Origin of the sequence: Exiguobacterium sp. JMULE1 (assembly GCF_013337175.1) — a bacterium.
GTDB lineage: Bacteria > Bacillota > Bacilli > Exiguobacteriales > Exiguobacteriaceae > Exiguobacterium_A > Exiguobacterium_A indicum.
Map to the genome: position 1 here is coordinate 797,295 of NZ_SGWC01000002.1, position 19,921 is coordinate 817,215.

At 44.9% G+C, this 19,921-nt stretch carries 15 protein-coding genes and 2 tRNA genes; 11 read left to right on the forward strand and 6 right to left on the reverse strand.

Features of this window, described 5'->3' with window-relative positions; genetic code table 11:
- Positions 1-19 precede the first annotated feature (19 nt).
- Together EXW93_RS04240 and EXW93_RS04245 are read right to left on the reverse strand one after the other, a co-directional pair.
- Entirely contained in the window at positions 20-2,173 is a 2,154-nt protein-coding gene (locus EXW93_RS04240) for an RNA degradosome polyphosphate kinase (protein WP_023467524.1), read from the reverse strand.
- Entirely contained in the window at positions 2,170-3,708 is a 1,539-nt protein-coding gene (locus tag EXW93_RS04245) for a Ppx/GppA family phosphatase (RefSeq protein WP_174316058.1), read from the reverse strand. Before EXW93_RS04245 ends, EXW93_RS04240 begins: the two co-directional genes overlap by 4 nt.
- Positions 3,709-3,923: 215 nt before the next feature.
- Between EXW93_RS04245 and EXW93_RS04250 the strand changes: the two genes are divergently transcribed.
- The 5 genes from EXW93_RS04250 (at position 3,924) to EXW93_RS04270 (ending at position 9,466) form a co-directional block, all read left to right on the forward strand.
- Entirely contained in the window at positions 3,924-4,691 is a 768-nt protein-coding gene (locus EXW93_RS04250) for a metal ABC transporter ATP-binding protein (protein ID WP_023467526.1), read from the forward strand.
- Complete coding sequence (locus tag EXW93_RS04255; protein ID WP_023467527.1) at positions 4,688-5,557, forward strand: metal ABC transporter permease; 870 nt, start codon at positions 4,688-4,690, stop codon at positions 5,555-5,557. The genes EXW93_RS04250 and EXW93_RS04255 overlap by 4 nt, the downstream gene beginning before the upstream one ends.
- Positions 5,529-5,960 (forward strand): Fur family transcriptional regulator, encoded by a 432-nt coding sequence (locus EXW93_RS04260; protein ID WP_023467528.1) that lies wholly within the window; start codon positions 5,529-5,531, stop codon positions 5,958-5,960. The genes EXW93_RS04255 and EXW93_RS04260 overlap by 29 nt, the downstream gene beginning before the upstream one ends.
- A gap of 94 nt (positions 5,961-6,054) precedes the next feature.
- Entirely contained in the window at positions 6,055-7,485 is a 1,431-nt protein-coding gene (locus EXW93_RS04265) for an NAD(P)H-hydrate dehydratase (RefSeq protein WP_174316059.1), read from the forward strand.
- A gap of 151 nt (positions 7,486-7,636) precedes the next feature.
- Complete coding sequence (locus EXW93_RS04270) at positions 7,637-9,466, forward strand: GGDEF domain-containing phosphodiesterase (protein WP_174316060.1); 1,830 nt, start codon at positions 7,637-7,639, stop codon at positions 9,464-9,466.
- A 59-nt stretch (positions 9,467-9,525) separates the two neighbouring features.
- Here the strand turns inward: EXW93_RS04270 and EXW93_RS04275 are convergent, their stop codons facing one another.
- The 4 genes from EXW93_RS04275 to EXW93_RS04290 form a co-directional block, all read right to left on the reverse strand.
- Positions 9,526-10,605, reverse strand: a complete 1,080-nt coding sequence (locus tag EXW93_RS04275) for a GGDEF domain-containing protein (RefSeq protein WP_052017187.1) — start codon at positions 10,603-10,605, stop codon at positions 9,526-9,528.
- 98 nt (positions 10,606-10,703) lie between these two features.
- A complete protein-coding gene (locus EXW93_RS04280) occupies positions 10,704-11,273 on the reverse strand; it encodes a 5' nucleotidase, NT5C type (RefSeq protein WP_023467532.1) in 570 nt (189 codons plus the stop codon).
- 99 nt (positions 11,274-11,372) lie between these two features.
- Complete coding sequence (gene ispG / locus EXW93_RS04285) at positions 11,373-12,482, reverse strand: flavodoxin-dependent (E)-4-hydroxy-3-methylbut-2-enyl-diphosphate synthase (RefSeq protein WP_023467533.1); 1,110 nt, start codon at positions 12,480-12,482, stop codon at positions 11,373-11,375.
- 167 nt (positions 12,483-12,649) lie between these two features.
- Positions 12,650-13,135 (reverse strand): hypothetical protein, encoded by a 486-nt coding sequence (locus EXW93_RS04290; RefSeq protein ID WP_055966894.1) that lies wholly within the window; start codon positions 13,133-13,135, stop codon positions 12,650-12,652.
- Between the two features lie 223 nt (positions 13,136-13,358).
- Between EXW93_RS04290 and EXW93_RS04295 the strand changes: the two genes are divergently transcribed.
- From EXW93_RS04295 to EXW93_RS04320, 6 genes are all read left to right on the forward strand, one after another.
- Positions 13,359-15,002 carry a Na/Pi cotransporter family protein gene (locus tag EXW93_RS04295; protein WP_050678386.1) on the forward strand — a complete coding sequence of 548 codons (1,644 nt, stop codon included), beginning with the start codon at positions 13,359-13,361 and terminating at the stop codon, positions 15,000-15,002.
- 126 nt (positions 15,003-15,128) lie between these two features.
- Positions 15,129-15,202, forward strand: a tRNA-Met gene (locus EXW93_RS04300).
- Between the two features lie 11 nt (positions 15,203-15,213).
- A tRNA-Ile gene (locus EXW93_RS04305) sits at positions 15,214-15,287 on the forward strand.
- A gap of 116 nt (positions 15,288-15,403) precedes the next feature.
- A complete protein-coding gene (locus EXW93_RS04310) occupies positions 15,404-16,864 on the forward strand; it encodes an alpha-amylase (protein ID WP_023467536.1) in 1,461 nt (486 codons plus the stop codon).
- A 93-nt stretch (positions 16,865-16,957) separates the two neighbouring features.
- Positions 16,958-17,566, forward strand: a complete 609-nt coding sequence (locus tag EXW93_RS04315) for a superoxide dismutase (protein ID WP_016404085.1) — start codon at positions 16,958-16,960, stop codon at positions 17,564-17,566.
- A gap of 135 nt (positions 17,567-17,701) precedes the next feature.
- Positions 17,702-19,774 (forward strand): peptidoglycan D,D-transpeptidase FtsI family protein, encoded by a 2,073-nt coding sequence (locus EXW93_RS04320; RefSeq protein ID WP_023467537.1) that lies wholly within the window; start codon positions 17,702-17,704, stop codon positions 19,772-19,774.
- The last annotated feature ends 147 nt before the right edge of the window (positions 19,775-19,921 follow it).

Sequence of the window (19,921 nt, forward strand, 5' to 3'; positions counted from 1 at the left end):
TGGTAAAACATGACCAACATCATGTAGCATTTTGATCAAGAATGACTTTGTCCTCTTTCTTTTCAATCGTGATCCACTTGTGTGTCAATGGAGCTGTAAAACTAGGTTTTTGTTTTAGTTTGCCGCTCGTATAGTCTTGAATCAGCAGCTGGGATTCACAGCTCTGTTTTCCATCCTTCACGTAATGATAAGATCCATCGGCTGCCTGCTCACGCGACTTTACATTATCAGCAAGGGCGAGGGCGAGACAATCCTTTAAATACTCCTTATGTTCTTCGTCCATGATCGGGAACAAGATTTCAATCCGTTTTCGCATGTTGCGTGTCATCCAGTCCGCGCTTGACCCATACATCAAATCCTGTCCATTGTGGTGGAAGTAGAAGATGCGTGAATGCTCCAAGTAACGGTCGACGATCGAGATGACGCGAATATTCTCCGAAACATCTGGAATGCCAGGACGCAGACAACAGACGCCCCGAACGATAAGTTCGACTTGGACACCGGCGCGCGATGCCTTGTAGAGCCGTAAAATGATGTCTTTTTCCGTTAAACTATTCATCTTAGCAACGATTCGACCATTTCCGTGTTTTTTATGATGATGAATCTCTTCATCGATTAATGACAGGAACTTCTCAAGCATCGCGTTCGGTGAAGTTTGGATGACGTTCCATTCCGGCTGTTCCCCGTACCCGGATAACCAATTGAAGAAGTTCGTCGCATCTTCGGCGATCTCTTCCCGAGCGGTTAATAATCCGACGTCCGTGTATAGTTTCGCCGTCGAATCATTATAGTTGCCGGTACCAAGGTGGACAAAACGCTGAATTTTGCCTTCGTGGAGTCGGACGACGAGCGTGATCTTCGAGTGTGTCTTTAAATCACTATATCCGTAGATGACATGGGCGCCGACCTTTTCTAGTTGCTTTGCCCATTCGATGTTTTTCGCCTCGTCGAATCGAGCCTTGAGTTCAACGAGGACGGTGACCTGTTTCCCGTTTTCGGCAGCCGTTTTTAAGGCCTTGATGATCGGTGAATCACCAGATACGCGATAAAGTGTTTGTTTGATGGCAAGGACGTTCGGATCATTTGCCGCTTGGACGATGAACCGGACGATAGGATCAAACGTATGATACGGATGATGCAAGAGATAATCGCGTTCGAGTAATTGATTGAACAGATTTTTTGAACTATCGAGTGCTGGTGGGTCGACTGGCATGATCGTCTGATAAATCAAATGATCATATTCAATACCGATTTGACTGTAAAAGGCAAAGGAGAACGTTAAATCAATCGGACCATCCACGGCAAAGATGTCGCGTTCCTGTAAATCAAGTACATCGCGCAACATGTTGAGCAGTTCGGTATTGATGGCAGCTTTTTGAACTTCGAGTCGAATCGCGACTCCCCAACGCCGCTTTTTTAATTCTTTCTCAATCAGCTTTAATAAGTCATGCGTACCTTCCTCGTGAAACGGAAGGTCGGCATTCCGCGTAATTCGAAACGGCATCGCAGACAACACACGATAGCCTTTGAATAGACTATCGATGAAGGCGATGATGACGTCTTCGAGTAAGATGACAGCGGTCGTCTCATCATCTTCTACCGGTAAATCGACGAATCGTGGCAAGACAGCAGGTACTTGTACGAGCGCCAAATTCCGTTTTGTCCCGTCTTCTGCCTCGAGTACCGTCGCGATGTTGAGTGACTTTGACGAGAGCATCGGGAATGGACGATAGGCATCGACGGCGACAGGCGTGAGTACCGGAAAGACTTGTTCACGGAAAAAGGATTTTACATAGGTCGTCTGATCCGAAGTCAGGGCATCATATTTTAAGAATGTAATGCCTTCATCGGATAACGTCTGATTGATTGATTGAAATGCTTCGTATTGCCGATCGACTAACTCCTTTGTTTTCGCTGCGATCGCACGTAACTGCTGTTTGGGTGTCATTTGTTGTTTATTTTCCGGTTTATTGAATCCGGCGAGTACTTCATCCTTTAAACCACCGACCCGTACCATATAGAACTCGTCTAGATTGGAACTAAAGATACCGAGAAACTTAAAACGTTCCATTAACGGATTGCGTGTGTCAAACGCTTCATCCAGTACACGTTTGTTGAATTGGAGCCAGCTAAGCTCACGATTATTGAAATGTTCCGGTATGTCGAGCTTCATGAAGGAAAATCTCCTTTCGTTTCGAAGGTAATCGTACAATCAATGATTCGTTCCAGGTGTTTCTTTTGTTTTTCCGCTTTTTCGACTTCGAATCCATAATCATGATCCCCTGTATCGAGGACGAATTGGAGTTGATCCTTTTGAAGGAATAGCTCCAAATGATTGACAGCTTTTCGCTCCGTCACGTCGAGCGCATGACTTAATTTGAGGAGAGAACCAAGTAGATCAAAGCGATCCAGCGATTTTTCCGTAAACCAGTCCTTGAAAGGTTTCGCAAGCTGGTTCATCCGTTTGGCAGAAGAATAGGAGCTGACAAGCGAGAGAGCAACGCGATCCTTGTGCGTCATGCCATTCAATTCGGTATTCGTCAACAGGTAGAACGTCTGGTCCGATCGTGTATCTGGATTAATGTATTGTCCACAATAAAATAAGCGACTTGCTGAATCGAGCAGTCGTAGATCAGACGCGCGTTCTGAAATCAAGTCGAGCGTGACGAGCTGCCGGTACATCGATTTGGCGAGAGTTCCAATATATGACGCACGATCTCGATTGACCTTATAGTCGCTTTCGAGCTGATAGAGACTTTGCTCACGTACGTTTTCAATCCGACGGTATGCTTCGTCCTGCACATCGAACTCGTAAACAAGACCTTCGCGAAGACCGAGATTACTCATGACGAATTCTTCCGCTTCGATGTGATGAGCTAACTCTTGAATCGCAATCAATGCCGGCAGGAAGATATCAATTCGATCCTTTGAGAGTCCTTCGATTTTCGATAGTTGTTTCGCCGACTTGCCTTCGAGATCGTCCACCATCTTCGCGAGTTCCTTCGCTTTGATTTGATATTGGTGAACACTTCGTAGGGGATAGTCCTGATTCGACTGATGGATCCGAACGAAATTTCGGGCAGAACCACCGACACCGATTAAAGGAAGCTTTTTATCACTCAGCCATGGAATCGATTCGAATTGCTCCCGTAGGAATTTCACCAATTTTTTCTTATCGCTGGCACTTAGTGTCTCGTCCGAAACGAATTGCCGTGTCAAAGTGACGGCACCAAATGGAAAGCTGTGATACGCCACCATTTCGCGATTTTCAATCAAGGTGACTTCCATGGAACCACCACCGATATCGACAGAAAAGCCATCAGTCAGGAAGGTCGAATTGATGATGGCAAAATAGCCATAGTATGCTTCTTGTTCATCTGTCAGAACCTGAATGGAAAAAGGCGTGTTTTCTGTAACGGATTCAACGATGGCATCTCGGTTCGTTGCATTACGGATGGCTGCTGTCGCGACACAGATCGTTTCTTCGACTTCATGGGTGACACCAACTTCATAAAAACGATGTAACGTTTCTTCGAGTAAGGAGATGCCTTCATCATCGAGTGCTCCATCCTCGTTGATGTGAGCAGATAACCGGGCGACGACTTTAATATTAATCTTCTCGATATAGCGACCAGAAGCGATCGGATGGAAGATGACATAACGAATCGAGTTGGAACCGATATCGATGACTGCAAGTTCTTGTTTCAAATGACTCCGACTCCTCTCTGCGATGCGTGCACTAAAAGAATTCCCTCTCTGAACAAGCCGGAAACAGCTAGCTTCTTTCTTTATTGTACCTTGAATGTTTTCTAAGGAGGATAGGAAGTTGCTAGAGTTGCACCAATAATTGGCGGGCGCTATAATAAGACAGTTGATTAAGGCGTAATTATTCCGTTTTACGAAAACGGAAGGAGTGAAAATACATGGAAACACCAATCATCGAGATTGATCAAGTCAGCTATGATTACCCGGATCGTCGGGTGTTGAATCAAGTCTCGTTTCAGGTCGAGCAAGGGCAATTTTTAGCCATCGTCGGTGAAAATGGATCCGGAAAATCGACGCTGATCAAATGTATATTAGGGTTATTGCAACCGAAAGGAACGATTCGTTTATTTGGACAATCCCAATCACAATTCAATGAATGGTGGCGGATCAGCTATGTTTCGCAAAAAGCGGCAGCGTTCAACTCCGGTTTTCCGGTGACTGTCGCAGAAGTCGTTGAGATGGGACTGTACGCTAAAAAAGGACTCTTTCGTCGCTTGTCTCGCGACGATCGAGACAAAGTACGAACGGCCCTCGAAACGGTCGGCATGTGGGAGCGACGCGATTCAAAAGTCGGCGACCTATCCGGTGGTCAACAACAACGTGTTTTCATCGCACGTGCGCTCGTCAACGATCCTGATTTAATGATCTTGGATGAACCAACCGTTGGTGTCGATCAGCGATACGTGAAAGAATTTTATGAGATCTTAGAAGAACTTCGTCGAGATAAGCGCCGGACATTCGTTCTTGTCACGCATGATATTCATTTCGTCAGTAAACTTGTCACGGATGTGATTCATCTGGTCGATGGACGTTTAGGATGTAACTGTGGCATCAAGGAATACTGGGAACTAGATGAACAGACGATTCGCTCCCTCTATCCGGTTCCGGGACGTGTCCTCGTTCATGAAGGGAAGAGTGTCCAATGATTGAAGCGTTCATGACGTTAAAGTTTTTACAGTACGCTTTGGTGGCTGCCATTCTGATCGGATTCACGGCACCATTGATCGGTTCGTTCGTCGTCGTCCGGCGGATGAGCTTAATCGCAGATGCACTATCACACGTCACGCTAGCTGGGATTGCGCTCAGTCTATTGATTTCTGGAATGGTCGCACAATTAGCGGACTTGAATCCACTGTATTTAGGAATCGTGACGTCGGTCATCGCGGCACTGACGATCGATTGGTTGCGTGCGAAGTACAAGCACTTCCAAGAACTCGCAATCCCGATCATCATGGCGACGGGAATGGGGCTTGGGGCAACATTCATCAGTCTCGCGAACGGCTTTTCAATGGATCTCGTCTCCTTCTTATTTGGAACGGTCTCGGCTGTCGCCTTGACGGATGTGTACACGATTCTTATCGTGACGATCGTCGTCGTCATCTTCGTCTTTGCTTTTTACAAGGAATTGTTGTTCCTCTCCTTTGACGAGGAGCAGGCGCGCGTTTCCGGGATTCGCCTTCGCTTAGTGCATATTCTCTTTATGATCGTCGTTGCGCTTGTCATTGCGATCAGTATGCGAATCGTTGGGATTTTGCTTGTCTCAAGCTTAATCACGTTACCGGTTGCGGCAGCACTTCGAATTGCGAAGAGTTTTAAGATGACAATCTTTTTAGCAATCATCTTCGGCGAAATCGCTACAGTACTTGGACTCATCCTGGCTTATCAGTTCGATTTGGCACCCGGCGGAATGATCGTCTTGATTGCAGTACTTGAGCTGATCATCGTGATGCTGTTGGAACGTTTTTGGATAGGAGGGAAAACACATGAAGACGAACATCGAACAAGCGCGTGAACGCATGAAGGCTTCTGGGTTTAAAATGACACCGAAGCGTCTCGATTTGCTATCGTATCTGTTTGAAGTGAATCGTTATGTCAGTGCGCGGGAAGTAGCAGAAGCTCTTCGAACGTCTCATCCTTCGTTAAGTTATGATACAATCTATCGAAACTTGAATGACTTTTCGGAAATCGACTTATTAGAAGTGACGGAATTAGACGGTGAGATGAAATACCGAGCAGCTTGTGCTTCAGGACACCATCATCATCATTTGATATGCCGAATCTGCGGGAAGACGGAAACATTGAATGTCTGTCCGATGGAATGGGTTTCTCCGGTCCAAGAGACTGGCTTTGAAGTTGAGGATCATAAGTTCGAAATTTATGGACGCTGTGCGAATTGTCAACGCATGACATCTTAAATGAAAGAGGATACCCGGTCGGGCGTCCTCTTTTTGCGTTTTAAAAGACTAGTCCTGTTTAAAACGGGAATAGTCGAACAGAGGTGATGAGAAGATGATTTATGATACACAAGAAGCGCGACAAATCGATGAGTGGGCACGGACATCCGGACTGCCACTTGAAGTGCTGATGGAACGAGCTGGAAGTCACATCGCAACACGTATCAAAGAGCGTCATAGGAAGACGGAGCGAATCTTGATTTTATGTGGGACAGGCAATAACGGTGGGGATGGGTATGTCATTGGACGCGAATTGATACGCGACGGATTTGATGTCACACTACATGCACCATTTGGAGAAAATCGTTCGGATACATCCATCGTTCATGTTCATTATGCAGAAGCGTTTGGACTCGTGACCGAACAACCGTGTGGTCAATATGATGTCATTCTAGATGCCTTATATGGAACGGGATTTGATCCAAAGCGGATGAATCAGGTGTTCGAAGCGCAATGTGAATTCGTATCGGAACAAAAGCGACAAGGGGCACGTATCTATGCAGTGGATGTACCGAGCGGAGTACCGACGGATCATGCAACGGAATTTAAGGAGACAGCGATTCGCGCAGACGTGACATTCCAATTACATGCAATGAAACGATCTGCCTTTTTAATACGAACAGCACCGTTTTATGGCGAATTAGAAACGATTGATATCGGATTACCGACATTCGGTGAATGGCGCGTATCACCTAAGGGTGTGACCGCCTTGTTCAAGCGGGAACCATACGGTCATAAAGGAACGTACGGGACGGCGCTATTGATTGGTGGAAGTGAGACGATGCCGGGTTCCATCCAACTCGCGACACGGGCAGCCTTACGAACAGGAGTCGGTAAACTACAAGTGGCAACGACGGCACTTGCGAAACATGGAATCATCGCTCAAGCGCCGGAAGCGATGGTCATTGATCAGACGTTACCAGCAATTCAGGAGATGCTTCCCTCCGTCTCAGCAGTTGGAATCGGTCCCGGATTATCGCAAGAGGCAGTTGAAACATGGGTGGACTATCTGCTTGAGAGTGATTTGCCGGTTGTACTAGATGCTGCAGCTCTAGTAAAAGAAAGTTATCCCGAACGAACCGCGCCAATCATCGTCACACCGCATATCGGTGAATTCGCCCGGATGACGAATCAGAGTGTCGAAAGTATTCAAGATGATCTTTTTGGTCAGGCAACCGACTATGCCATCTTGCATCAAGTAACTGTCGTTTTGAAGTCTCATGTCATCTTAATCGCGAAACCAGATGGAGGCGGATTCGTCGTCTCTGGTGCATCAAGTGGTCTCGCCAAAGGAGGAAGTGGGGATACGCTGTTTGGCATATTAACCAGCCTTCTTGCACAACATCCAACAGGAGATATCGAAAGAACACTAGCGCAAGGAGCAGAGTGGTATGCACGTGCTTCAAAACAAGTTGAACGACGGTTACATCCCAGTAGTTTGTTAGCAACGGATGTCATCGAAGAGTTAGGACGACTTGAGTTATAGAACACTGGATGTGAGAGAAAAGTCTTCCGCAGCAAGTATAAGGGAAGACTTTTCTTTTTAGGGAATAATTGACACATTCTATATGACAGGAGTATCATCAAGCGATGTCGAAACCTATATACGGAAAATCTACTGGAAAGGAGGGAGATACATGGAGGACATTGTCCGGAAACAACAATGGTGGATTGGAAACTTTGCTCTTTTCATGATGCTTGTTGGTGCTCTAATCATTTATACGACGACGGAAGAGACAATCAGGAATGCATATTTGAGTCGTTCTGTCATTATTTCATTTTTAGTCATCATGGGAATTTTTATTTTTTATATCAGTCGTCGTAAGATGGAAATCGTTTTGCAAACGCACTTATTGTCCTTGATGTTGCTCGTCGTTCCGATTACATCGATTAGCTTTTTACCTTACGCGGCAGTTACCGTTTGGGCAAGTAGCTTTTTGTTTTTGATGATCGCTTTAATCTCCTATCAACGCATCATGATGTGGTACGCCATCATTGTTACCATCGCAACTAGTTTGTACGTCATGGGGAATGTCGATACCGTAACGGTGGAAATTGATCCGACCGACCATTATGGGCGGATTGGTATGATTGTGATTGGCGTATCGATTGCACTTGTCATCAATCACTTGCATATTCGCAATTTAAATCGTTTGAATGACCTTGCGATACAATTACACGATACGGCGCGACGTGATGAAGAAACAGGTGTCTTGAATCGCCAAGGATTAAACGAAATTGATTTTCCAAGATCCGAACAACAGCTCATTTTTGTCGGGATTCATTTAGAAAACTACTATGAGCTGGCACGTTATTTTGGAGAAGATATTCAGTTACAAGTACTACGCGCCTGTATCGAGCGACTCAAGAGACAACTACCTCCTTATCAAGCGTTTGCTCGGATTGAAGCAGGGACGTTATTGATTGTCATGGAAAAGCCGGACGAGGTGGCATGTAAGGAAGCGATGGAAGAATTGAGCCAAGAAATTTCCGTACCATACGAAATCGAGGGGCATCATGTCTATGTCAACATATCCATCGTCATTGATAATGGCGATGGGGCGACCGACAATCGAAAGCGTCGCGTGCAGCAATTATTGACTGCCTTACAAGAAGCAGCGCAACAAAACGAACGTGTGATGTGTATTGACCAAGAATGGCGTAAGGATCAAGAATTACGAGTCAAAGCAGCACAATCGTTAGCACAGGCTAATATTGAAACGGATTTTCACCTCGTCTATCAACTGCAATACGATGTTCGATCAGAGCAATTCATCGGTCTCGAAGCATTGGTTCGATGGAAGACCCCGCTACAGGGAGCCGATCGACCATCCGTGTTCATCCCGATTGCTGAAAAAAGTGACTTGATCATTCGTCTAGGTGAGTGGATCTTTGAGGAAGGATGTAAGACGCGTAAAGCATTGGTCGGTCTGGTTCCGGATGAGTTTACGTTGTCAGTCAACGTATCACCACGACAGTTGACGAGTGAGTCGTTCATGCCATTCATTGAACGAACGTTACTCAAGTATGCATTAAAGCCGCAACAGATTAAGATTGAGATTACGGAAAGTCAGTCGCTCGATTTTGAGAGTCAGTCGATTCATCGAGCGCTCAAGCGCATCAAAACGCTTGATTTCCCAGTTTCGCTTGATGATTTCGGTACTGGTCATGCATCTTATCACGTCCTCGAACGTTTATTACCTTTACGTCAATTAAAGATTCCGAAGCAATTCATTGAACAAATTGGAGCATCGGAGAAACGACAATCGATTCTTGAGTCGATTTTTCAATTGAGTGAGTCGATGCATGTCGAATGTATCGTCGAAGGAGTTGAGACGGGAGAAGAAGTACGCATTGCCAAGGAAATCGGCATTCATCTATTCCAAGGTTATTTCTTTGCTAAACCGGTACCACTTAAAGAAATCATCTGTCTACTACAAAAAACGAATGAAGGAACGGTCCGTTGACCAACAAAAGCCACTTCAGTCCGAATTTTTCGGAGAGAAGTGGCTTTTTCATACAATACTTATGATTGGTACAGTCGATACTGATTTCGACCTTGCGTTTTTGCCTCATATAAAGCGGCATCTGCTTGCTTAAAGACCATTTCAGCAGGCTGATGATGAGCGTAAGCAATTCCAGCGGATACGGTGATTGATACGGCATGATCCTGCATCACGAACGGTGTTTGCTGAACGGCTGTTACGATCGTTTCCGCTATGATAACAGGAGAGTATTGTTCGCTATCCGGAATGATGATAATGAATTCTTCGCCTCCATATCGACCGACCGTGACTGGTACAGGACAATATTCATTCAATATAATCGAAAAATGGCGTAAGACGGCGTCACCGATGGCGTGACCGTGTGTATCGTTCACAGTCTTGAAATGATCCAAATCGAATAGAATCACACTCCAAGAGGCGTTACTTTTTTCGAGCGTCGTTACTTTTTCTAAAATGACATGTCGATTCGCAAGCCGTGTCAACTGATCGGTCGATGCGAGGTAGGATTGATAGGAGTACAGAACAAAGTGCTGTTGAAGGAGCGAGGATAACCGATAAAACAAAATCGCTCCACCAATCGTTAGGATAAAATAGGGAATATAGATCGTTTCCCATGCATCGACAGGAGAATTGCTTATGATCAGTCGCCAAAGAACAAGTAATGAACCGACCGTGACGATGGCGGAAAAGAAGTACCCTTGTCGTGTGATAAATCGGCGACAAATAAACGAAAGAATTAAAAAACCAAGTAGTGTGATGACAGAACTAAGTAGAACATTCAGTGAAGCGCCGTCATGAATCAAGAACCGATAAAATAGAAGCATCGTTCCTGTCACTGCGATACTGACGTTACCGCCAAATAGGGCGGATAAAGCGAGAGGTAACAATCGTAAATCGATCAGTGCCCCATTTAAATCGATGGCGTGGTGCATAAGGAGAATTCCTGTTACTCCATTCGCGAGTCCGAAATACAGGCGAGTGGACATCATCGAGTCCGGGTGAATCGGTAAGCGATCACGCAACAGATAAAAAGTGAATGTAGAGACAAGAAAGATAATACAGATATTGACGAAAAAGATATTCACTGTCGTAAGCATCATGAAACCCTTTCTATTAGAAAATCTAAATCTAATGCCATTGTATGCTATCTCATCGGATAATGGCATAGAAAATGGAAAAAACAGCCTAATCGGCTGTTTTAACGAATCGGTGCAAATTTTTGAATCTCTTGAACGGCCTCATTCCAGGAAGCGACACGAATGACATTATTCGGTACGGCTTTACGGTTATAAGGTGCATCGAACAAGATTACAGGAATAGAGGTGTCTTCTGCGATTTGTACAGCATTCTCTAATCGATCTTCCATGAATAAATCGAGTGATAAATCACGGACGACTTGTACTTTGTCGTGTGATCCCGTCATGATCAAGGAATCAAGAGGAAGTTCGTGTTGTTTGATCCACTCTTCTGTTACAGGACGAACGAGCTCCGATCGTGCTGTTACGTAATGGAGATCATATTGCTTCCGCAAATTCCATAAGTGATGACGAACATGTTCTTGAGGGATGGATTCACGATAAATGCCTGTCTCGTGACCAGAGTTCACCATGTAGTCCCAAAATTCGATTTGATTCATATCGGTATACGTATGCAATTCATACTCGGACGCCTGATTGAAGTCAATCGACGTTCCGAGATGTTTATTCATGTAAGTGAAGCAAGAGGATGGATGTGTGATCGTTCCATCAATGTCGATTCCAATTTTCATTTACAGTCACCCACGTTCTAAAAATTTTTCTTCACTTAGTATAACATAGTCGAAATCGAGATAGGAAAAAAGACTCCTCGCGAGGGAGGAGTCTTCCACTTATGCGTGATTTGCTTTTTCGGCTTCTTTTTCAGCCTGTTTTTCGAGAACGATTGCATCAATCTCTTTCTTCAATTCTTCGACCATCGTTGCTTCCGGTACTTTACGGATGATTTCTCCGTGACGGAACAATAATCCTTCGTTGCGTGCGCCAGCGATACCGATATCAGCTTCACGTGCTTCACCAGGACCGTTGACCGCACATCCAAGAACCGCGACTTTGATGTTCGCTTGGATGTTTTCGATATAGTCTTCGATTTCTGCAGCGATCGACATCAAATCGATTTCGATCCGACCACATGTTGGGCATGAGATCAATGTCGCCGCATTCGCCGCGAGACCAAATGATTTCAAGACTTCTTTTGCGACTTTTACTTCTTCGACAGGATCCGCTGAAAGAGATACACGAACCGTGTTTCCGATTCCGCGTGACAAGATCGCGCCAAGTCCCGCTGCTGATTTTAATGAACCAGAGCGAAGTGGACCAGATTCCGTGATCCCGACGTGAAGTGGATAGTCGAACGATTCAGAAGCAAGTTGATACGCTTCAAGCGCCAACTGTACGTCTGATGCCTTAAGCGAGACGATGATGTCATGGAAGTCGAGATCTTCGAGGATCTTAATGTGGTGCAACGCACTCTCGACCATACCACGTGCTGTCGGGTAGCCGTATTTTTCAAGAATGTGCTTTTCAAGTGAACCGGCGTTTACTCCGATCCGGATTGGGATGTTTTTCGCTTTGGCTGCTGTCACGACGGCTTCGACCTTTTCGCGGCGACCGATGTTACCAGGGTTGATCCGGATTTTATCGACGCCAGCTTCGATTGCCATGAGCGCAAGTTTATAGTTGAAGTGGATGTCTACGACAAGCGGAATGTTGATTCGGCTTTTGATTTCTGCAAGTGCGAGCGCATCACGTTCTTCTGGACAAGCGACGCGGACGATTTGGCAACCAGCTTCTTCAAGACGTAGAATTTCAGCGACTGTCGCTTCGACGTCGTGTGTTTTAGTTGTCGTCATACTTTGGATGATGACTTCATTATTTCCACCAATGACAAGGTCCCCTACACGAACAGGACGAGTCTTAGAGCGATGGACCATTTTCGGCATATCGAAAATCTCCTTTTGTGGCATACCGCCATATTGTTTATGTTTACCCTTCCTATCATATCGAACTATTCCCTAAAAATCGAGAAACAAGAACGAAAATCGAACATTTACAATTGTTTAATGAAAGAAGGACGTCCGTCAATCCGTCGGACGCCTGATTTTGATACTCATTGAGGTTTGCGTGAAGCGCGTGGCTTCGCGGAACGGGCAATCCATAATGGCACTAATGTGTAGACGAGGTGTCCGATTACGAGTATCCCGATTCCGAAGCGAGGATAATCGAGTTGGTATAGAAGCATACCGAGTGGGAAAGACCAGAGATTCGTCGCAACTGTGTAAGGAAACGTTTGGCGATACGCCCACGGACGGGGAAGTAACAATCGGACAAATCCCTTCGTTAGATACGCCATAAACAATACGTAAAGTAATACAGCGATTGCGATAAAGATGAAATGAAGGATGAACCAGACGACGATTGGGATGTTTTTTTGTAAAAAGAAGGAATCAATGACCGTCGTCCAAAATGAAATCCAAGCTAATCCACAAAAATAAAGGGAAACATCTGCCAAACGAAGACGCAAAAACGGACGATTTGGAATTAAAGAAGTTTGTAAGTAATTAATTAGTTGACGTAAAAATGACAAGAAAATCACTCTTTCTAATGTTTTATAACAGATTTTATTTATTCGATTTTGATTGGTAATAAAGGTTTTTTGTGTAATGGTACAGATTAATAAAACCTTAACAAACGGATGTCTCAAAAACTATTTACAAGTTCAAAAGACCTTTACATAATGGGGGAGTTGAGAAAATAAACTTTACAAACACATCAATCCACATGCACATCAATCCACATGAAATAAAGGAGCTGGCAAGATGAACTATGATTTGCAGGAAATGATTTTCACCTTCATCGGTGGACTCGGGATTTTCCTATTCGGTATTAAGTATATGGGAGATGGGCTCCAAAAAACAGCAGGAGACCGATTACGTTATATCCTCGATAAATATACGACGAACCCACTGTTAGGTATCCTAGCAGGTATCGTCGTCACGATTTTGATACAGTCGTCGTCAGGGACGACCGTCATCGTCGTCGGACTCGTTAGTGCAGGTCTGATGAATTTACGACAGGCGATTGGAGTCGTCATGGGGGCTAACATCGGAACAACGATTACGGCCTTCATCATCGGCTTTAACGTCAAGGAAGCTGCGCTTCCAGCAATCGCAATTGGTGCTTTCTTGATCTTCTTCTTCAATAAAGAACGGGTTCAATACATCGGACAGATTTTCTTTGGCTTCGGTGCATTGTTCTATGGTTTGACATTGATGGGCGACGGAATGGCTCCACTTGAGTCAAGTGTCTGGTTCCGTGAGTTGACGGTATCGATGTCGGATAACCCATTGCTTGGTGTATTCGTCGGAACGATCTTTACCGTTCTTGTTCAGTCGTCGTCAGCAACGATCGGTATCTTACAAGAGCTATACGCTGGTGGCATGATCGATATCAAAGCAGCACTTCCCGTCTTGTTCGGTGATAACATCGGAACGACAATCACAGCAGTACTCGCAGCACTTGGTGCGTCGATTGCAGCTAAACGAACAGCAGCAGCACACGTCATCTTCAATATCATCGGAACAGTATTGTTCCTGATTGCATTACCAATCTTCTCAAGCTTCATTACTTGGATCACAGGCGCGCTTGATTTAGGTCCAAAAATGCAAATCGCCTTTGCACACGGGACATTCAATGTCGTCAATACGTTGATTCAATGTTGGTTCATTGCGCAAATCGCATGGCTTGTACAAAAAATCGTACCGGGTACGGATACGACGATTGATTCAAAACCGCGTCATCTGGATCAAAATATCTTGAACCAATCTTCGGCACTAGCATTAAACCAAGCGAAGCTCGAAGTGTTGCGAATGGGAGAATTCTCGAAAGACGCACTTGCAAAAGCACACCGTTACACGCAATCGCATGATAAGAAAGATGTATCGGAATCACAACAGATTGAATATGCGATCAACCATTTAAATACAGAAGTCACGAGTTATCTCGTTAAAGTAGCGGCACATGATTTATCAGAGCGTGAATCAAATGAGCACTCGTTACTGATGCATGCCGTCAACGATTTTGAACGGATTGGTGACCACGTTGAAAACATCGTCGAATTGGTTGACTTCCAAATCGTCAACCGGATTCAGTTCACATCATCAGCGAAGCAAGAACTTGATGACATGTACGCTTTGACACAAGAAATCGTCGATTGTGCCGTTCGCGCTGTCGAAGAGGATGATGTCACACGGGCTCGAAAAGTTCTTGAACTCGAAGGTAAACTCGATGCACTCGAACGGTCATTCCGTAAGCATCACGTCCTTCGTGTTAACGCTGGCGAATGTACGGGACAAGCAGGGATGATCTTCGTCGATCTCTTGTCGAACCTCGAACGAATTGGCGATCACGCTGTCAACATCACGGATCTCGTCCTTGAACAGCGGACGGCTTTAACGAACTAAGTGAAATACGATTTATCTATGACAGCTGATTTCAAAAAATGAAATCAGCTGTTTATTTTTTGAAATAGCATATTGACAAGTTTCGCCACATCTCGTAATCTAGTAAGAGTAAGAAACATACATCATGGCGGTGTAGCTCAGCTGGCTAGAGCGTACGGTTCATACCCGTGAGGTCGTGGGTTCGACTCCCTCCGCCGCTACTATTACTTAAGGACCCTTAGCTCAGCTGGTCAGAGCAGACGGCTCATAACCGTCCGGTCGCAGGTTCGAGCCCTGCAGGGTCCATTCAGTAGAACGCTTCTCGTTGAAAAACGAGGAGCGTTTATTTTTGTTCCCCCGGGGAATAGTAAAGATATTGTAATAATATTCATACTATAGTAACTAAGGGAGAGCGAAGAGAGATGGAACGTAACCATACGATGATGCAGTTTTTTGAGTGGCATGTAGAGAATGATGGGAAGCACTGGCAACGCTTGAAAGAGCGGGCGCCTGAATTACGTGCTGCCGGCATCACGTCCGTGTGGATTCCACCGGCGTCAAAAGGTCAATCGGATGAAGATACAGGATATGGCATCTATGACGTCTATGATTTAGGCGAATTTGATCAAAAAGGAACGGTCCGTACGAAATACGGTACGAAAGATGAACTCGTCGAAGCGATCCAGGTTGCTCGTGAGAACGATATCGCTGTTTACGCGGATGTCGTCATGAACCATAAAGCAGCAGCCGATGAACTCGAGACAATCAATGTCGTCGAAGTCCATCCGGAAGATCGTTCGAAAGAAATTTCAGAAGAGTTTGAAATCGAAGCTTGGACGAAGTTTACGTTCCCGGGACGTAACGGAAAATATTCAGATTTCATCTGGACACATGAATTTTTCAATGGAACGGATTTTGATGCTCGTGAAGAAAAGACGGGTGTCTTTAAAATTTCCGGTAAAAATAAAGATTGGAATGATCAAGTTGATGATGAATTCGGAAACTATGACTATTTGATGTTCGCGAACATCGATTATAATCACCCTGAAGTCCGAGAAGAAATGATCCGCTGGGGACATTGGTTCCAAGAAACAATTGATTGCCAAGGTTTCCGACTCGATGCCATCAAACATATCAACTATGAATTCGTTCATGAATTCGCAAAATCAATGATTGAAAAAAGTGAAGGTGACTTCTATATGGTCGGTGAGTTCTGGAAATCAGATCTCGATGATTGTCGTCATTTCCTCGATAGCGTCGACTATACGATCGATTTATTCGATGTTCCGCTTCATTACAAGTTCCATGAAGCTTCGAAGCAGGGGCAAGACTTTGATATGACGACGTTGTTTGCGGATACCCTTGTCGAATCACACCCGACGAATGCCGTCACGTTCGTCGATAATCACGATTCACAACCGGGCGAATCACTGGAGTCGTGGGTGGATGACTGGTTTAAACAACATGCTTACGCGGCGATTTTACTTCGTAAAGATGGTTATCCATGTGTCTTCTACGGTGACTATTATGGTGTGCAAGGACCACATCCGGTAGAAGGAAAAAAAGAAATGATTGATGCCTTACTCTATGCACGGTATCACAAAGCGTATGGTGAACAAGAAGATTATCTCGATGATCCACATTGTGTCGGTTGGGTTCGTCGTGGAGTTGAGGAAATTGAGAACTCCGGCTGTGCGGTCTTATTGTCGAATGCCGATATGTGTGAAAAACGGATGTTTGTCGGTGAAGAACGTGCAGGTCAAGAATGGTTTGACTATACGAACCATCAAGATCACCCTGTTGTGATCGACGATGAAGGATTTGGTGTCTTCCCAGTTCCAGGTGGTGGTGTATCAGTTTTTGCTCCACGAGAAGTCGAGTAAATCCGAGGGTCTTGACTTGCGTCAACACAGGTTCTTTTGCTAGTCTTAAAGGGTATTGAAGTTTTCGAAAATAGTACAAAGGGGGACATGAACATGTCAAAATTTGAATTACCAGAACTCGGCTACGCTTATGATGCGCTTGAGCCACATATCGATGCTCGTACGATGGAGATTCACCACACGAAACACCACAACACGTATGTCACGAACGTGAATGCGGCGCTTGAGGGTACAGAACATGAAGGAAAGTCACTTGAAGAACTTCTTCAAAACTTGGATGCTCTCCCAGCAAACATTCAAACTGCAGTCCGTAACAACGGTGGCGGTCACTGGAACCACTCATTCTTCTGGAAACTGTTGAAGAAGAACGATGGTGCTGCTCCAACAGGGGAACTCGCGGCAGCAATCGACGAAGCATTCGGATCATTCGATGCATTCAAAGATGCATTCGCGAAAGCAGCAACAACTCGTTTTGGTTCAGGTTGGGCTTGGTTAATCGTTGATGGTGGGAAATTGGCAGTCGTTTCGACACCAAACCAAGATACACCAGTCATGGAAGGCAAAACACCAATCCTCGGTCTTGATGTTTGGGAACATGCATACTATCTCAACTACCAAAACCGCCGTCCTGATTACATCAATGCGTTCTTCAACGTCGTTGATTGGGATCACGTAGCGAAGCTTTACGCTGACGCGAAGTAATGTGAAAACGAGCGTATCGTTCAATTGTGAACGATACGCTTTTTTTAATGCGGAAAATGATGGGATAGGTTGTTATGGAAAGTTTCCTTCTATATAATGAAACAAGATGACTTTTGAACGATAGGGGAGTACGCCATGGCTAAACGAATCACCGTACGAGGAAGACGGCGTAATCATCTGCCGCTTCGTCTGAATTTAATGTTCTTCGTCGTTTTTTTATTGTTTGCGATTTTGATTTTCCGTTTAGGAGTCGTGCAAATCGTCAATGGTGAGAAAATTTCGCGGGAAGTTCAAAAAACAGAAATGATCGCATCAAAATATGAAGTGCCACGCGGAAAGATTTATGACCGGGATGGTCGTCTTTTGGTTGATACGATTTCTAAATACTCCATCGTCTACCGTCGCGCACAAACGACGAAAGTCGATGAACGCATTGAGATTGCACAGCGTCTTGCGGCAATCATTGATCTACCGAAAAAAGATTGGAAAGTCACGGAACGGGACATCAAGGATTTTTGGGTGGCGACGAATACAAAAGAATCGGATCGTCGATACCAAGAGGCAGTAAAAAAGAAGTATCCTTCAACAGAAGCACAAAGTAAGCTCTCGATTCCGGAGCAAGATAAAATTCGTTTAGATGCCATCACAAAAGAGGATATCGATTATGATGATCAGACAATGGAAGTCATCGCGATCAAACATAACATGGAAGTTGGTTATGCACTTGATCCGCAGCTCGTCAAACTCGGTGCATCTGCAAAAGAGATGGCGATCATCGATGAAAATCTAGAAGATTTAAAAGGTGTATCGGTGGAACCGTTTTACGAGCGTTCTTATCCATATGAAGGAACACTTCGGAATATCTTTGGGAAGTACTCGAAGATTCCAGCAGAACAACAAGCAGAGTTCAAAGCAAAAGGTTACAGCTTGAATGACCGTGTCGGAACATCATTCCTTGAACAACAGTATGAAGATCTACTGCGTGGGAAACCCGCGTACGATGTGTATGAGACGTTTAACGGAGAGCCGGTCGGTGATCCAAAACGCGAGGAAGGCGAGTCTGGTAAAGATCTCGTTTTAACTGTTGATGCAGAGTACAACAAACAAGTCGACAAAATCATGCAACAAGCCATTAAAATGGGGCGTGGCATGGGTAGTCGTTATCTAAAAGAAGGTTACGCCGTCGTCATGAATCCACAGACAGGTGAGATTCTTGCGATGTCTGGTCAAAAGTTGGATCCAGCAACCGGCAAGTTCTCAGATGTCGCAATCAATAACGTCTTGACGTCGCTTCAAATCGGTTCGACGATCAAAGGTGCAACGGTTGCGATGGGACTTGAGGAAGGTGTTATCCGTCAAAACGAAGTCATCAATGATGCTCCGATCACGATTGGTGGTACGAAAAAAGCATCGTACGTCAACATGGGAGCAATCACGGATTTGACGGCACTTGAGCGTTCATCAAACGTTTACATGTTCAATATTGCGATGCGGATGGCGAAATATCCAAGTAATGGGATCGCTGGAGCAAGTGTAGATGCAGCGGCTGCGATCATGCAGAATTACTACAGTCAGTTCGGGCTCGGAGTGACGACCGGTGTCGATTTACCGTACGAAGCAAAAGGTGTTCAAGGGACACCGGACCGTGTCACGCTACTCATGGACCGAGTCATCGGACAGTACGATGCCTTTACACCGCTACAAGTTGCACAGTATATTTCAACACTTGCCAATGGTGGCTATCGTGTTCAACCGCACTTCTTAAAAGAAGTTCTCGCGTCGAATTCGATTGAAAAAGGAACGAAACAAGTGGATTATAGCTTCAAGACGAATTACCTGAATCGGATTGAGGTCAGTCAAGATAACATTGATCATGTCCGCGAAGGATTGCATCGTGTCGTTAAAGGAGAGCGTGGTACAGCAAAAATCATTGCCCAAACCGGTATTGATGCAGCTGCGAAAACAGGTACAGCGCAGGTCAGTGTCTATGGTGATGATGGAATCGCCTTACGTGACGGAAGTGGTCAACCGGTTCGTTCATTGAACTCGAACCTTGTCGGCTGGGCACCGTATGACAATCCAGAGATGGCATGGGCCGTGTTCCTTCCTTATATGGAACAAGAAACCGTCAACTCAAAAATCGGTCACGATCTTGTCAAAGCGTATTTCAATGTGAAGGACGTACCATGGCAAACTAAGCCAAATTAACTAGAAATAAAGCGAGAGTGAGCAATCACTCTCGTTTTTTTGTTTGTATTGACCTTTTTTTCTAATGGATTTCGAATTGTAAACACTAAAAAACACGCCTTTACAATTCTTTTACGTTGGATTCATTTCGTTTTAATAGTTCATCCG

What these genes read in the sequence shown, in the direction of transcription:
- EXW93_RS04255 (WP_023467527.1), top strand. Translation starts at nt 4,688, where the DNA reads ATGATTGAAGCGTTCATGACGTTAAAGTTTTTACAGTACGCTTTGGTG.
- EXW93_RS04315 (WP_016404085.1), top strand. Translation starts at nt 16,958, where the DNA reads ATGTCAAAATTTGAATTACCAGAACTCGGCTACGCTTATGATGCGCTT.
- EXW93_RS04280 (WP_023467532.1), bottom strand. Translation starts at nt 11,273, where the DNA reads ATGAAAATTGGAATCGACATTGATGGAACGATCACACATCCATCCTCT.
- EXW93_RS04260 (WP_023467528.1), top strand. Translation starts at nt 5,529, where the DNA reads ATGAAGACGAACATCGAACAAGCGCGTGAACGCATGAAGGCTTCTGGG.
- ispG (WP_023467533.1), bottom strand. Translation starts at nt 12,482, where the DNA reads ATGCCGAAAATGGTCCATCGCTCTAAGACTCGTCCTGTTCGTGTAGGG.
- EXW93_RS04265 (WP_174316059.1), top strand. Translation starts at nt 6,055, where the DNA reads ATGATTTATGATACACAAGAAGCGCGACAAATCGATGAGTGGGCACGG.
- EXW93_RS04295 (WP_050678386.1), top strand. Translation starts at nt 13,359, where the DNA reads ATGAACTATGATTTGCAGGAAATGATTTTCACCTTCATCGGTGGACTC.
- EXW93_RS04270 (WP_174316060.1), top strand. Translation starts at nt 7,637, where the DNA reads ATGGAGGACATTGTCCGGAAACAACAATGGTGGATTGGAAACTTTGCT.
- EXW93_RS04240 (WP_023467524.1), bottom strand. Translation starts at nt 2,173, where the DNA reads ATGAAGCTCGACATACCGGAACATTTCAATAATCGTGAGCTTAGCTGG.
- EXW93_RS04320 (WP_023467537.1), top strand. Translation starts at nt 17,702, where the DNA reads ATGGCTAAACGAATCACCGTACGAGGAAGACGGCGTAATCATCTGCCG.
- EXW93_RS04310 (WP_023467536.1), top strand. Translation starts at nt 15,404, where the DNA reads ATGGAACGTAACCATACGATGATGCAGTTTTTTGAGTGGCATGTAGAG.
- EXW93_RS04275 (WP_052017187.1), bottom strand. Translation starts at nt 10,605, where the DNA reads ATGATGCTTACGACAGTGAATATCTTTTTCGTCAATATCTGTATTATC.
- EXW93_RS04250 (WP_023467526.1), top strand. Translation starts at nt 3,924, where the DNA reads ATGGAAACACCAATCATCGAGATTGATCAAGTCAGCTATGATTACCCG.